A 13,458-nucleotide genomic window follows, 5' to 3' on the forward strand; every position below is an offset into this window, starting at 1 on the left:
ACACAAGCTGATATTGATGCCGGAGTGGTAAGCAATACAGCTATTGCAATCGGTCAGGATCCACAGGGAGTTGATGTTCAGGATATCTCAGGAACAGCGGTTGATAATGATGACCCAACAATTACAAATTTACCTGAAAATGCAAAAATCGCATTGTTGTTAAAAGGTATACTTCAGGATGAAATTCCAGATGGACAAGCTCAGATAGGAGAGACTATTAGGTATGAATATACTATCATGAATATGGGAGATGTTCCATTGTCTAATGTGTGGATAGAAGATGCAATGGTGGGCTTAGATATGAATTCAGGAACAATCAATTTACCTATTGGTGCTATGGACAGTACTACTTTCTCTGCCACTTATGTAATTACTCAGGCAGATATTATTGCAGGAAATGTTAGTAATCAGGCAACAGTTTACGGTACAACTCCATTAGGAAGAGTGGTTCAGGATTTATCACATGAGACAAATCCTCTTGAAGATGGAATGACTGTGGTAGGTGTTGATGGATGTGTATTAAAAGTGTTTAATGCAGTTGCTCCAAATTCAGGTTCAGAATTTGAAAAAATATTATACATAAGAGGTATAGATTGTTACCCTGATAATTCGGTTCAAATATTTGACCGTTGGGGAGTGAAGGTGTTTGAAGTAGATGGTTATGATAACAATGCTAAAGCTTTTAGAGGAATATCTGAAGGTAGAGTAACAGTAAATCAATCCAAAGGACTGCCAAACGGAACTTATTTCTATGTGATTAATTATGTAGACAAAGATGGTAATGGGTTGAATAAATCAGGCTATCTGCATTTAATTAATGATTAATGAATGCAGAATACGAAAAAGAAAGGTTCTTTTAGAATAAAATTAAAATTAATAGTATGAAAACAAATTCTATAATAATACTTCTGTTATTAGTAATGGTGTCTGGTTTTGCCCAACAAGATTCACAGTACACGCATTATATGTATAATACCATCAATATCAATCCTGCTTATGCCGGAAGTCGCGGTGTAACAAGTATTTTTGGACTACATCGTACACAGTGGGTAGGTCTGGACGGAGCACCAACAACAAATGCATTTTCTATCAATACGCCTATACGGAATTCAAGATTGGGTCTTGGACTGTCTTTTGTAAATGATAAAATTGGAGCTTCAGATCAGAATAATATTTCAGCAGATGTATCCTATACGATTCCAACTTCTGAAAAGTATAACTTGTCTTTTGGTATTAAAGCTACTGCCAATTTATTGAATGTGGATTATACAAAACTGGATCGCTATAATGGAGGCAGTCCGGTATTTCAAAACAACATTGATAATGAATTTTCTCCTAACATCGGAGCAGGTGTTTACTACCATTCGGATAAATTATATGTAGGTTTTTCGGTTCCAAACTTTTTAGATGTAAAACATTTTGATGACAATGCTTCGGCTGCTGTTCAGGACAGATTACATTATTATTTAATGGGAGGATATGTTTTTGATGTAAGTCCTACAGTAAAATTAAAACCAAGTGTTTTGACAAAAATGGTATCAGGAGCACCTTTACAAGTGGATGTTTCTGCGAATGTTTTGTTACAGGATAAGTTTTCGCTGGGGCTTTCTTACCGATGGAGTGCTGCTGCTACAGCCATGGCAGGAATTCAGGTTACTGATGGATTGCTTATAGGATATAGCTATGATTTTGATACCACTAGTTTGGAAAATTATAATTCAGGTTCTCACGAAATATTTTTACGTTTTGAATTATTCAACATTCAAAAGAGAATAATAACTCCAAGATTTTTCTAAAAAAATAGCTTATGAAAAAGTATTACATATCAATATTGTTGTTTAGTTTTTTTGCTTTACAACTCTCAGCACAGGTTAGTCCGGACAGTAAAGCAGATAAAGAATACGATAGATTCGCTTACATTGATGCTATCAAGACCTATGAAAGAATGTATGAAAGAGGGTATAAATCGCCCGATATGTTATTAAAATTAGCTAATGCATATTATTTTAATGGTGATTTAGAAAATGCAGCCAAATATTACAAAGAACTTTATGCTGCGGGAACAATCGTAAAGCCAGAATTTTATTATCGTTTTGCCCAATCCTTAAAATCTATTAAGGAGTATGAAAAAGCGGATGAAATGATGGCCAGATTTAATAAAGAAAACGGAAATGATCTTAGAGCCAAATTAGCTTTAACGCAAAAGGATTATCTGGAGGTTATCAAAAAGAATTCCGGCAGATATATAATTGAAAATGCAGGAATCAATTCAGAATACTCCGATTACGGAAGCTCTTATTATAAAGAAAATTTAGTATTCACCACTGCCCGTGATACCGGAAATTTTGTAAAAAGAATGGATCCCTGGACAGGAGAAGGTTTTACTAATTTATATCAATCCAGCATTGATGGTGATGGATCTCTGAAAGACGTTAGAAGAGCATTCAAAAAACTGAATACTAAATTTCACGAGTCAACCCCTGTTTTTACTAAAGACGGAACTACAGTTTACTTTACCAGAAATAACTACAATAACGGTAAACGAGGTAAAGATGCTAATGAAACTACTTTATTAAAAGTTTATAAAGCTACTTTAAAAGGGGAAAGCTGGGATGATATTACTGAACTGCCTTTTAATAGTGATAATTACAGTACGGCACATCCTGCTTTGAGTTTTGATGAAAAAACCATGTATTTTGCTTCAGATATGCCGGGAACTTTAGGTCAGTCAGATATTTATAAAGTAAGTATCAACGAGGATGGAACCTTTGGGACTCCTGAAAATTTAGGCAAAACAATTAATACTGAAGGAAGAGAAACCTTTCCTTATATAACAGAAAAAAATGAACTTTATTTTGCTTCAGACGGGCATCCGGGTCTGGGTGGGTTAGACGTTTTTGTGTCCAAAGCCAGACAGGACGGAAGCTTTAAAGAAGTTTTAAATGTAGGAGAGCCTTTAAACAGCTCAAAAGATGATTTTGGCTTTTTATTCAACACTAATACCAAGATAGGTTATGTTACTTCTAACAGAGATGGTGGTATGGGAGGAGACGATATTTATAAAGCAAAAGAAACAAGACCAATTGAATATTCGTGTGAACAATTTTTAGCAGGTACTGTTGCGGATGTAGAAACCGGCGAAATGATCGAAAATGCTAAAGTAAGTTTATACGATAGTAGTTATAAGCTTTTAAAATCAGCTACTACAAATGCAAAAGGGGAGTTTGATTTTGGCGAAGTAGACTGTGAAGCTAAATATTATATCAAAACAGAAAAAGAAGCCTATAACACTGATGAGATTTCAACAACAATTGCTGATAATACAGGAAAAACAATTGTTCCTATTACCATAGAAAAAACACTTAAAAAGGTAACAGTTGGAGATGATATCGCTAAGGCTTTCGGAATCAAAATCATCTATTTTGATTTGAATAAATACAACATACGTCCGGATGCAGCTTTAGAATTATCTAAAATTCTGGATGTTATGGTGCAAAATCCAGCAATCAAAATTGATATTCGCTCGCATACCGACAGTAGAAATACAGCAGCATATAATGAAAAACTTTCAGAAAGAAGGGCTGCTTCAACTAAAGAATGGCTGATTGAAAACGGAATTGATAAATCCCGTTTGACTGCTAAAGGATATGGAGAATCTCAGTTAGTTAATAAATGTGCTGACGGAGTTGAATGTACAGAAGAAGAACATCAGGCGAACAGAAGAAGTGAGTTTGTTATTGTTTCTATCCAATAACTAAGTTTTTAGTTAGGTTAGTTTTTGTATCGCTATCCTATAACGGGGGTTAATTAGGATAGCATTTTAAACACACTAATCGACCATTTATTTGGTTGATTAGTGTTTGTTTAAAAACACATTAAAAATTTCCGGCCAGTTTAAATCAGACTTTATTTCAGAAAGTCCTTTGTAATCGTTGATTTCATCTAAATTTTTAATAGTAAAGAGGTCTTGTTCTATGTAGGGAACAAGGCCTTCTTTTTTTAGTTTTTTAGCTAAATATTCTTGTTCATACTGTCCGGGAGTGGGAATGAAAAAAGCTTTTTTATTGAGTTTTGCTAAATCCATTATTGAGGTATATCCTGAACGGCAAACAATAAGCCGACTTTCATTAAATGCCTGATCCAGCTGACGGCTGTGCATGAAATTATAAAAAGTTACATTATCTTTTTGTTCCTTTTTCTGCTCTTTTTCTATGATGCCTTTTATAAAGAGAATATTGCCATTATAAAGAGGAATCTCTTTTTTTAATTTTTCTTCCAGCATCCCGCGTTGGGGTTCCGGTCCGGAAAGAATAATCATCAAGTCATATTTTTCAGCTGTTTTTTTAGGATGCATTCTGCTCAGCGGACCTATATATCTGATATTTAAATCGGGATTTTTTAGATGACTTAATTCTCCTGCCAGATTTGGTTTTTCTGCCACATCAGGCACCCAGCATTCGGTATATTTTTTTATAATATTCTGATGCAATAAACTCGTTAACCATGTGGTGTTTCCTGTCATAACATTGAGTTGATGCGTAATAAATACCGAAGGTACTTTTTTACTGTAAACCCCCAATCTGTTATCAGAAATAATGCCGTCTATATCATGTTTTTTAATCCATTTTTTTACCAGCCTTTTTTCTTCTAAAATGGCTTCAATCATTTTAGGACAATTTTTAAGCAATTTCCATTTAAAATGTTTGCCGTTTTTAGCATATTCTATTTCGTAGGAAGGTAATTCAAGAAATTTTAGATATGGAAATTCTTTTTTTAATAAGTCCAAAGCAATTCCGTCAGAAGCAATAACGGGAATGTGATTGTTGTCTTGTAAGGCTTTAATAATAGGAATACATCTTGTAGCATGACCCAGACCCCAGTTTAAAGGAGCCACTAAAATTGTTTTACTTGGCGTATTTAAATTCATTGCTTTGTTCATTTTAAGGATAAAAATAAGTAAACAAAGTTGCTATAGACTTTCTTATGAATTATCAAACTATTAAGTTATTATTTCCTAATTTAATAATTACACAGGAATCCGTTTTTAAATAAAAAAAAGACATTGCGTTTGTCATTAAACACAATGTCTTTAAAATATATTAAAAGAAAATTTTAGTTTTCTTTAGTTACAATCTGCATGGTTTCTGTGCCTAATTGTTTTAGTAAAACGGTTTTGCCTTCACTAACGGTTTGAGCAGCAGCATCGTTAAAATGTCTGATAGTATATAAGGTAACATTTTCATTATAACCTACTTTGAATTTTTTAGATAAAATGGCCAATAAATCTTTAAAGTTGCCAAATTTATCCTCCACACAAACAGAGAAACTGATGGCAGAGTTTTGAATCAGGTTTACTTTGATTTTAAACTCATGGAATAATCTAAATATTTCACTAATGTTTTCCTCCATTATAAATGAAAAATCAATAGAAGAAAGGGAAATCAGTAATTGTTCTCTTTTTACAATAAAACAAGGCATAAAGGGTTCCAGAGTTGCTCCTTTGCTCACTACAGTTCCTTTTAATAATGGATTAATAAAGGATTTTACATGTAAAGGAATTTCCTTTTTTTGTAAAGGTTGTAATGTTTTTGGGTGAATAACCGTTGCTCCGTAAAATGCTAATTCAATGGCTTCACGATACGAAATCTGGTTTAGCAAACTTGCGTTTTCAAAATACCTTGGATCAGCATTCATAACTCCTGGAACGTCTTTCCAGATGGTTACACTTTCGGCATTTAAGCAATATGCAAAAATAGCAGCAGTGTAATCTGAACCTTCACGTCCTAAGGTAGTGGTGAAATTATTTTCGTCAGAACCTAAGAATCCCTGTGTGATGTTTAAACTTTTGGTCTTAATATTTTTAGAAATATTACTTTGAGTAAGTTCCCAGTCTACTTCGGCATCACGGTAATTATTATTGGTTTTAATAAAATTACGCACATCAATCCATTGGGTTTCAATTCCCATAAAATTCATGTAATAGCTCAGGATTGTTGTGGAGATAATTTCTCCCATGCTTACAATCTGATCATAAACAAAGTTGTAATTAGGAGATTTATTGTGTGCTAAGAAATATTCTAAGTCTGAAAAGTGTTCATTTACAGCTGCAAATACGGCATGATTTTCATCTTCGAATAAGTCTAATAAAATTTGATTATGGTATTTTTTTATCTCCTGTACAGAGGCATTCAGTTCAGCCGATTTGTCAAAATAATTTTTAATTACTAATTCTAATGCATTAGTTGTTTTCCCCATTGCCGAAACCACTAATAACACATCCTGATATCCTGCTTTTTGTAAAACGTCATACACGTTTCTTATTCCGGCAGCATCTTTTACTGATGCTCCACCAAACTTAAATACTTTCATATTTTTATTTCTCTAATATTGTTTTAATCTGTTCTTTAAAAAATCAGCAATTCCTGATTCATCCATTTGAGCAACATGCCATTCTTTTAATACTTTTGCTCCCGTTTTTTCATAAAAATCAATCGCCGGTGTATTCCAGTCCAGTACATTCCAGTCAATGCGTTTTACCCCATCTTTTTGTGCCTGCCTGATGATTTCTGAATATAAGGCGTAACCTATTCCTTTACCTCTCATACTGTTTTTGACCACTAAATCTTCAAGATGGATAATTTTTCCTTTCCAGGTAGAATAGCGATAATAGTAAAATGCAATACCTACAATTTCCAAATTAATCTCGGCTACAAAAACATGGAATAAAGGCTGATTCCCAAAACCATCCCGAATCAAATCCTCTTCAGTAATCAATACGGCATCTGGCTCCTTCTCAAATTCTGCTAATTCCTGAATAAGTCCAAGAACGGCTGCCATATCTTCTTTTTTGCCTACTCTAATATTCATAAATTCGTATTATTAGGGTTTAAAATTTAACAATATGACTTTCTTAAATTCTATTAAGCAATTAATTGTTAGCAAATATACAATACTGACAAACTTAGTAAGTTTTATTGAGTCATTATCACAAAAAAAGCGATATTTGTTACTTCAAATTCAAATTATATCGATTTCGTAATGGAAGAAAGCAGTAAAACCTTAGGAGAATTTATTATTGAAAACCAAAAAGCTTTTCAATATTCATCAGGTGAATTATCAAGAATAATCAATTCAATTCGTTTAGCAGCAAAAGTAGTTAGTTATAAAGTCAACAAAGCAGGATTAGTAGATATTACCGGAGCCGCAGGAGAAACTAATATTCAGGGCGAAGATCAGCAAAAATTAGATGTATATGCTAATGAAATTTTTATTCAGACTTTAACCAATCGCGAAATTGTTTGCGGAATTGCCTCTGAAGAAAACGATGATTTTATTACCGTAGAAGGCAAGGATAAAAGCCATAAAAATAAGTATGTTGTATTGATGGATCCTCTCGACGGTTCTTCTAATATTGATGTAAATGTTTCGGTAGGTACCGTTTTTTCGGTGTACCGAAGAATTACTCCAATCGGGACACCTGTTACTCTGGAAGATTTTTTACAGCCGGGAACCATGCAGGTCGCTGCAGGGTATGTAATTTACGGAACATCGACTATGTTAGTATACACAACAGGACATGGAGTAAACGGATTTACGTTAAACCCGGCAATAGGTACTTTTTACCTTTCACATCCTGATATGAAGTTTTCGAAAGACGGACATATTTATTCTATTAATGAGGGGAATTATGTTCAGTTTCCTCAAGGTGTAAAAGACTATATTAAATATTGTCAGTCTGAAGAAGAAGACAGACCTTATACATCAAGGTATATTGGAAGTCTGGTTTCTGATATTCACAGAAATATGATAAAAGGAGGTATTTATATTTATCCTACCAGTTCTAAAGCGCCTAAAGGAAAATTAAGATTGTTGTATGAATGCAATCCAATGGCTTTTATTGCAGAACAGGCCGGAGGAAAAGCGTCAGATGGTTTCGGACGAATAATGGAAATCAAACCAAAAGAACTGCATGAACGGGTACCTTTCTTTTGCGGAAGCTATAACATGGTTGCTAAAGCGGAAGAGTTCATGCTTAAAGCAAAAAAATAACAACAATTTATATATACAAAAAAGCTCTTGAATGCTAAATTCAAGAGCTTATTCGGTATGTGAAAAGTAAAAATTACTTGTGCATGTTTTGCATTTCGTAAGCAAAAGTGTCAAAGTCAACTTTTTTGTCAACCAGAGACATTGCTTTTGAAATAATATAATTTACGTTACTTGGCGTGAATCCTAAACCAACGGCAATTTTTTTCAAAACCACTTCCTGTTTGTCTCCTAACTGATGATCAACATGTACCATTCTTGCCAAATCGTATAAGCGCTCCAGTCTTTGAGAGTATAAGTATGGAGGGTTAATCGGATGAATTGCTGGGTTCTCTAAAATTTCTTCGTACTCTGAAGGTGAAATTTCAAGTTTTGTAGCTAGTTTGTCTAAGAAGTTTTTTTCTTCAGCAGATACAATTCCGTCAGCTAGAGCAACACGAACAATCGCAGAAAAATGTCCCTTATTTCTTTGTTTAAATTCGCTATCAAATAAATCTGAAAATGACATAATTATTGTGTTTTTTTATTCGGCAAATATAATTCAATTTTTAAATTATTAATTTTCTTTTAAACTTAATTTAAGGATAAATTTAATTTATAATAAAATTATTCTAATGAATTGCCGGATTGAATTGAGGGGTTTCAAAATTAATCGTAAGTTTACAAACCCTTTATCAATTAATTAGTGCTATGATGTCCCAATTTTTAATCTATTTTCAATTAGGATTAAAACATATTTTAAATATCTATTCCTACGATCATATTCTGTTTTTAATTGCGCTGGCAATACCGCTTTCTTTTAAAGAATGGAAACGGATTTTGCTTCTGGTTACCACATTTACCGTTGGTCATACTGTGGCTTTGTTATTGTCTGTTTACGGAGTTATAGCAGTAAAAGTAGCAGTTGTAGAGTTGTTAATCCCTGTAACCATTTTAATAGTAGCTTTGTTTCATCTCTTTACAGCCGGAAAGTCAGGAAAAAAAGAAAGTATCAATCTGATTTTTTTCATTACGCTTTTCTTCGGAATTATTCATGGTTTAGGATTTTCTAATTATTTTAAATCCATACACCACGGAACAATAACTTCTAAATTGCTGCCTATATTAGAATTTGCATTGGGTATTGAAGCAGGGCAATTAGCAGTTATCTTAGTTTTTTTAATTATTGCGTATATTGTGCAGACTGTTTTTAGATTTTCTAAAAGAGATTGGACTTTAGTTGTGTCGGCATTTATTATTGGAGTAGTTTTGCCAATGATTATTGGAAATGAAATTTGGTTAAGATGATTATGGATCAAAAAAAATTAAATAAATACGATAAAGCTTATTTACGTATTGCTAAGGAATGGGGACTTTTATCTTACTGCAAACGCAAACAGGTAGGAGCTATTATTGTAAAAGACAGAATGATAATTTCTGACGGGTATAACGGCACACCCTCAGGTTTTGATAATTGCTGTGAAGATGAAGAAGGTTTGACCAGATGGGATGTTTTACATGCCGAGGCTAATGCGATTCTTAAAGTCGCACGTTCCACACAATCCTGTGAAGGAGCAACTCTTTATATCACACTTTCTCCCTGCAAGGAATGCAGTAAATTAATTCATCAGTCCGGGATTAAAAGAGTGGTGTATCAAAACGGTTACCGTGACGACTCAGGGATTCAATTTTTAAAAAAAGCAGGTGTAATAGTGGATCATATTCCGGAATTGGAGGATTAAAGTGAAGATAAATTTTAAATACATACCTGTTTATATTGCTGTTATTCTTTCCATAGGAATATTTATTGGCGGTTTTTTAAATTTCTCAAGTCAAAACAGGTTTTTAGTAACTAATAATTCTAAAGCTAAACTCAATAAATTAATTGATTTTATTGATAATGAATATGTTGATGAACTCGATACAGATTCTATTGTTAATAGAACAGTAGATAACATTTTGTCGCAGTTAGATCCGCATTCAGTTTATATACCTCCTTCAGAACAAGTCGTAGCGGCTGAGAATATGAAAGGTGATTTTGTAGGTATAGGAGTTCGTTTTTATGTTTACAAAGATACTGTAGCGGTTATTCAACCATTAGAAAATGGCCCTTCGGCAAAAGCAGGAATCAAATCCGGGGACCGTATTCTGTATGCAGACGGGGCTAGGTTATTTGGTCGTAAATTGGCTAATGACAGTTTATCTGCCAGACTTAAAGGAGAAGAAGGCTCTGAGGTGGTTCTTACTGTTTACAGAAAATCAGAAAAGAGAAAAATAGAATTTAAGCTTAAGCGGGGTATTGTTCCGTTGCAGAGTATTGATGTGGCACTCCTGCTTAATTCTTCAACAGCCTATATTAAAATAAATCGTTTTGCCGAAACGACTTATGAAGAGTTTAAATCTAATTTGCTCAGGTTGAAAAAACAAGGGGCTCAATCGCTGTTGATTGATCTTCGTGACAATGGTGGCGGTTATATGGAAGAGGCTATTGCTATTGCCGATGAATTATTGCCGGATAAACAGCTGATTGTTTTTACAAAAAATAAAAACGGAAGAATTGAAAAAACCTATGCGACCAAAAAAGGTGCTTTTGAAAAAGGAAAATTATTCGTTTTAATCAATGAAAACTCAGCGTCAGCAAGCGAAATTCTAGCGGGAGCTATTCAGGATAATGACAGAGGGACAATTGTAGGAAGGCGTTCTTTTGGTAAAGGTTTGGTACAACGGGAAATGGATTTTGCTGATGGTTCTGCCGTGCGATTGACCGTAGCCCGCTATTATACACCTACGGGAAGATCTATTCAGAAACCGTATTTTAAAGGAACGGAGCAATATTTTAAAGAATCAGAATTGCGTTTTAAAAACGGCGAATTGTATGATAAAGACAGTATCAAAGTAGCAGACAGTTTAAAATTTAAAACACCAAAAGGGAAAATTGTATACGGCGGCGGCGGAATTGTGCCTGACGTTTTTGTTCCGCTTGAATTTGAAAATGCCGATGAAGCAGCGGTTTATATAATGGAATCGGGGATTTTAGGTAATTTTGTTTTTGAACAATTGGATAAAAAGAGAAATACTTTTAAAGGACTTTCGTTTGAACAGTTTTTAAAGAAAATGAATGCTACAGATGTGTATTATAGTACTTTTGAAAAATTCATTTCTAAACATATACATGGAATTCAGTTAGGTAAAAGTAAATCTGTTGTAAAGCGCTATATTAACGCTGAATTTGCAAGGCAGTTGTATGATAATAAGGCTTATTATGATGTGGTTTTAAAACATGATAAAATGATTAAAACGATTTTAAATAAAAAATAAAAAAATGAAAAAGTTTCTGAGTTTGTTATTTTTAATGGGGATGATTTTTTCCTGTGCTTCGGTAAAAGATAAAAATCAGCTGACAGGAAATGTGGAATCTGTAACATACGGTAAAGATGGTTATACTGCTAAGATAAAAACCGATGATAATCAGGTTTATCAGGCGACTGTGAGCAGAATTAATCTGACAGATGCACAGGAGTACAGAGTGTTTCAAATAGGCGAAAAAGTGACTTTGAAAGGAGAATTCTGGAAAGCAGAAACAGAAAATTACATTAAAGTTACCGATATCGTTTTGGTTAAATAATCAGAAAACTATTTAAAGTATTGATAAAGAATGAGATTAAGCGAAAAACTTAATGAAACTTAAATTCTGAAAGGTTAATATTGAATTGTGAAGAAATTTATCGGATACTGTCGTGAGCATGAGTCTGAGTGCCATTATTCCATAAAGTAAGAATATCAGTAGCAACTGCTGCACCGCTTCCTGCGGCAATAGAAAGCTGGCTTCTCCATCCGGCCAAAGTTCCAATAACATAAATACCATCGGCAACTTTATGGTCGTTGTTTTGTAGTTGTATCCTTTGTTTTTCAGGAAGTGCTTTTTGATGTGGGATAACATATTGCATTAATCCTTCGATTGCAAATGTATTTGCTGAGCCAATTCCTACTACGATTATTTTCGTTTTATAGCTGTTTTTATTAGTGATTACAGTAAAATCAGGAGAATTCCCTTCAATGCGAAGTACTTTTTCGTTTGGAATCTGACTAATATGTGGATAGCTTTTTTCTAAATGTTCGATACTTTCGCTAAGGAGTTCAGAGCCTAATTTTCCTGCCGGAATTCCGTAAGCATTATTAAACAAAGCATCTTGTAATGAAGAGGATTTCTGATGTGAGAAGATGCCAATTTTTTTGTCCGTTACAAAGCTTTTGTTTTTGGCTGAGCCAAGAACTAAAGCACATGACATTCCGGAAACTCCGCCCCCTATGATTAAAACGTCAAACATGGATTATTTGTCGTTCATTTTGTCTTCAATTTTTTTAGACATTCTAAAAATGACTAAAATTAAAATGGCACAGCAAGAAGCGGCTATTCCAATAAAAGCTATAGCGTTATCTTCTTTAAAAAGATTTTTAAAATCTAATTGAGTGATGTTAAAAATAACAAGAGCTGCTGCCAGAATCACTAAGATGTTAGTAAAGATTTTCATGATATTTTTTTTTGCTTGTAGTTATTAAACAGACCTGATTTTTGAAATAACTTATTACTACAGGCTAAATTATGGGGTAAAATTATAAAAAAATAATTTAGAGCAATACTCCTTTAACATTAGAAGCTTATAATTTAACAGCAGACTGTTAAAATAAACAGATTTTATGATTTCAGATAGTTCTTAATAGGCAGATACGGTATTCTATGCTGGAGATTGATTATCTTTGCATTTTATAAATTATAGTAAGACAAGTCATGTTTCAATTAGGGAAAACCATAGTCTCAGAAGATATATTGGAGAAAAATTTTGTTTGTAATCTATCAGCTTGTCATGGTGGTTGTTGTGTTGACGGTGATGCAGGTGCGCCATTAAATGAAAAAGAAACTAAAATTCTGGAAGAAATATATCCTAAGGTAAAGCCTTTTCTGAGAAAAGAAGGAATCGCTGCAATTGAAGCTCAGGGAACCTGGATAAAAGGAACCGATGGTGATCTGGAAACACCATTAATTGATAACAAGGACTGTGCTTATGTGATTTTTGACGGTAAAACAGCACTTTGCGGAATTGAACAGGCTTATAATGAAGGGATTGTAGACTGGAAAAAACCGGTTTCCTGTCACTTGTATCCTATTAGGGTAAAAGATTTTACGGAATTTGCTGCTGTGAATTATGATAAATGGGATATTTGTGATGCAGCCTGTTCTTTAGGTAAAGAATTAGAAGTTCCTGTGTATAAATTTGTCAAAGAAGCTTTAGTCAGGAGATTTGGAGAAGATTGGTATTCGGAACTCGAAATTGTTGCTCAGGAATGGGCAAAAACAAAGATAAAATAAAGTATTTTTTTCTTGGTTTCTATTTTTTAAATCCTATATTTTACGGCTTTTTACAACGTTTTCGA

General features: G+C 33.6%; 15 protein-coding genes. 9 read left to right on the forward strand and 6 right to left on the reverse strand.

What is annotated here, in order from left to right; translation table 11 throughout:
- The 3 genes from ACSV4D_RS00005 to ACSV4D_RS00015 all read left to right on the forward strand — a co-directional run.
- On the forward strand, positions 1–825 hold an 825-nt coding region (locus tag ACSV4D_RS00005), incomplete at its 5' end, for a gliding motility-associated C-terminal domain-containing protein (protein ID WP_439226682.1).
- 56 nt (positions 826–881) lie between these two features.
- The gene (locus ACSV4D_RS00010) at positions 882–1,796 is read left to right on the forward strand and encodes a PorP/SprF family type IX secretion system membrane protein (protein ID WP_408080760.1); all 915 of its coding nucleotides are present in this window, start codon (positions 882–884) and stop codon (positions 1,794–1,796) included.
- Between the two features lie 11 nt (positions 1,797–1,807).
- Positions 1,808–3,754 (forward strand): OmpA family protein, encoded by a 1,947-nt coding sequence (locus ACSV4D_RS00015; RefSeq protein WP_439226683.1) that lies wholly within the window; start codon positions 1,808–1,810, stop codon positions 3,752–3,754.
- A 99-nt stretch (positions 3,755–3,853) separates the two neighbouring features.
- Here ACSV4D_RS00015 and ACSV4D_RS00020 read toward each other — a convergent pair whose 3' ends face one another.
- From ACSV4D_RS00020 to ACSV4D_RS00030, 3 genes are all read right to left on the reverse strand, one after another.
- Positions 3,854–4,927 carry a glycosyltransferase gene (locus ACSV4D_RS00020; protein WP_408080764.1) on the reverse strand — a complete coding sequence of 358 codons (1,074 nt, stop codon included), beginning with the start codon at positions 4,925–4,927 and terminating at the stop codon, positions 3,854–3,856.
- Between the two features lie 185 nt (positions 4,928–5,112).
- Positions 5,113–6,369 carry an aspartate kinase gene (locus tag ACSV4D_RS00025; protein WP_408080766.1) on the reverse strand — a complete coding sequence of 419 codons (1,257 nt, stop codon included), beginning with the start codon at positions 6,367–6,369 and terminating at the stop codon, positions 5,113–5,115.
- Between the two features lie 12 nt (positions 6,370–6,381).
- On the reverse strand, positions 6,382–6,867 hold the full coding sequence (locus tag ACSV4D_RS00030) for a GNAT family N-acetyltransferase (protein ID WP_408080768.1): 486 nt from the start codon (positions 6,865–6,867) through the stop codon (positions 6,382–6,384).
- Positions 6,868–7,038: 171 nt separating this feature from the next.
- On the opposite strand from ACSV4D_RS00030, the gene fbp reads away from it, so the two are divergent.
- Entirely contained in the window at positions 7,039–8,049 is a 1,011-nt protein-coding gene (gene fbp / locus ACSV4D_RS00035; RefSeq protein ID WP_439226684.1) for a class 1 fructose-bisphosphatase, read from the forward strand.
- Positions 8,050–8,122: 73 nt separating this feature from the next.
- On the opposite strand, the gene ACSV4D_RS00040 is transcribed toward fbp, so the two are convergent.
- Positions 8,123–8,554, reverse strand: coding sequence for a TerB family tellurite resistance protein (locus ACSV4D_RS00040; RefSeq protein ID WP_439226685.1), 432 nt, complete (start codon positions 8,552–8,554; stop codon positions 8,123–8,125).
- Positions 8,555–8,739: 185 nt separating this feature from the next.
- Between ACSV4D_RS00040 and ACSV4D_RS00045 the strand changes: the two genes are divergently transcribed.
- From ACSV4D_RS00045 to ACSV4D_RS00060, 4 genes are read left to right on the forward strand one after another with little or no spacing between them, the layout of a single operon-like run.
- Positions 8,740–9,333 (forward strand): HupE/UreJ family protein, encoded by a 594-nt coding sequence (locus tag ACSV4D_RS00045; RefSeq protein ID WP_439226686.1) that lies wholly within the window; start codon positions 8,740–8,742, stop codon positions 9,331–9,333.
- A 2-nt stretch (positions 9,334–9,335) separates the two neighbouring features.
- Positions 9,336–9,767, forward strand: coding sequence for a deoxycytidylate deaminase (locus tag ACSV4D_RS00050; protein WP_408080774.1), 432 nt, complete (start codon positions 9,336–9,338; stop codon positions 9,765–9,767).
- 1 nt (position 9,768) lies between these two features.
- Positions 9,769–11,343 carry a S41 family peptidase gene (locus ACSV4D_RS00055; protein WP_439226687.1) on the forward strand — a complete coding sequence of 525 codons (1,575 nt, stop codon included), beginning with the start codon at positions 9,769–9,771 and terminating at the stop codon, positions 11,341–11,343.
- A gap of 4 nt (positions 11,344–11,347) precedes the next feature.
- Positions 11,348–11,650 carry a hypothetical protein gene (locus tag ACSV4D_RS00060; RefSeq protein ID WP_408080778.1) on the forward strand — a complete coding sequence of 101 codons (303 nt, stop codon included), beginning with the start codon at positions 11,348–11,350 and terminating at the stop codon, positions 11,648–11,650.
- A gap of 97 nt (positions 11,651–11,747) precedes the next feature.
- Here the strand turns inward: ACSV4D_RS00060 and ACSV4D_RS00065 are convergent, their stop codons facing one another.
- Together ACSV4D_RS00065 and ACSV4D_RS00070 are read right to left on the reverse strand one after the other, a co-directional pair.
- Positions 11,748–12,353: an FAD-dependent oxidoreductase gene (locus ACSV4D_RS00065; protein ID WP_439226688.1), complete on the reverse strand. Its 606-nt coding sequence runs from the start codon at positions 12,351–12,353 to the stop codon at positions 11,748–11,750.
- Positions 12,354–12,356: 3 nt separating this feature from the next.
- Positions 12,357–12,557, reverse strand: a complete 201-nt coding sequence (locus ACSV4D_RS00070; RefSeq protein ID WP_439226689.1) for a hypothetical protein — start codon at positions 12,555–12,557, stop codon at positions 12,357–12,359.
- A gap of 257 nt (positions 12,558–12,814) precedes the next feature.
- Between ACSV4D_RS00070 and ACSV4D_RS00075 the strand changes: the two genes are divergently transcribed.
- Entirely contained in the window at positions 12,815–13,393 is a 579-nt protein-coding gene (locus ACSV4D_RS00075; protein ID WP_439226690.1) for a DUF3109 family protein, read from the forward strand.
- The last annotated feature ends 65 nt before the right edge of the window (positions 13,394–13,458 follow it).

Origin of the sequence: Flavobacterium sp. ARAG 55.4 (assembly GCF_051846875.1) — a bacterium.
In the GTDB taxonomy this organism is placed as follows: domain Bacteria; phylum Bacteroidota; class Bacteroidia; order Flavobacteriales; family Flavobacteriaceae; genus Flavobacterium; species Flavobacterium plantiphilum.

What these genes read in the sequence shown, in the direction of transcription:
- ACSV4D_RS00065 (WP_439226688.1), bottom strand. Translation starts at nt 12,353, where the DNA reads ATGTTTGACGTTTTAATCATAGGGGGCGGAGTTTCCGGAATGTCATGT.
- ACSV4D_RS00015 (WP_439226683.1), top strand. Translation starts at nt 1,808, where the DNA reads ATGAAAAAGTATTACATATCAATATTGTTGTTTAGTTTTTTTGCTTTA.
- ACSV4D_RS00050 (WP_408080774.1), top strand. Translation starts at nt 9,336, where the DNA reads ATGGATCAAAAAAAATTAAATAAATACGATAAAGCTTATTTACGTATT.
- ACSV4D_RS00075 (WP_439226690.1), top strand. Translation starts at nt 12,815, where the DNA reads ATGTTTCAATTAGGGAAAACCATAGTCTCAGAAGATATATTGGAGAAA.
- ACSV4D_RS00025 (WP_408080766.1), bottom strand. Translation starts at nt 6,369, where the DNA reads ATGAAAGTATTTAAGTTTGGTGGAGCATCAGTAAAAGATGCTGCCGGA.
- fbp (WP_439226684.1), top strand. Translation starts at nt 7,039, where the DNA reads ATGGAAGAAAGCAGTAAAACCTTAGGAGAATTTATTATTGAAAACCAA.
- ACSV4D_RS00020 (WP_408080764.1), bottom strand. Translation starts at nt 4,927, where the DNA reads ATGAATTTAAATACGCCAAGTAAAACAATTTTAGTGGCTCCTTTAAAC.
- ACSV4D_RS00030 (WP_408080768.1), bottom strand. Translation starts at nt 6,867, where the DNA reads ATGAATATTAGAGTAGGCAAAAAAGAAGATATGGCAGCCGTTCTTGGA.
- ACSV4D_RS00045 (WP_439226686.1), top strand. Translation starts at nt 8,740, where the DNA reads ATGTCCCAATTTTTAATCTATTTTCAATTAGGATTAAAACATATTTTA.
- ACSV4D_RS00060 (WP_408080778.1), top strand. Translation starts at nt 11,348, where the DNA reads ATGAAAAAGTTTCTGAGTTTGTTATTTTTAATGGGGATGATTTTTTCC.
- ACSV4D_RS00040 (WP_439226685.1), bottom strand. Translation starts at nt 8,554, where the DNA reads ATGTCATTTTCAGATTTATTTGATAGCGAATTTAAACAAAGAAATAAG.
- ACSV4D_RS00010 (WP_408080760.1), top strand. Translation starts at nt 882, where the DNA reads ATGAAAACAAATTCTATAATAATACTTCTGTTATTAGTAATGGTGTCT.
- ACSV4D_RS00070 (WP_439226689.1), bottom strand. Translation starts at nt 12,557, where the DNA reads ATGAAAATCTTTACTAACATCTTAGTGATTCTGGCAGCAGCTCTTGTT.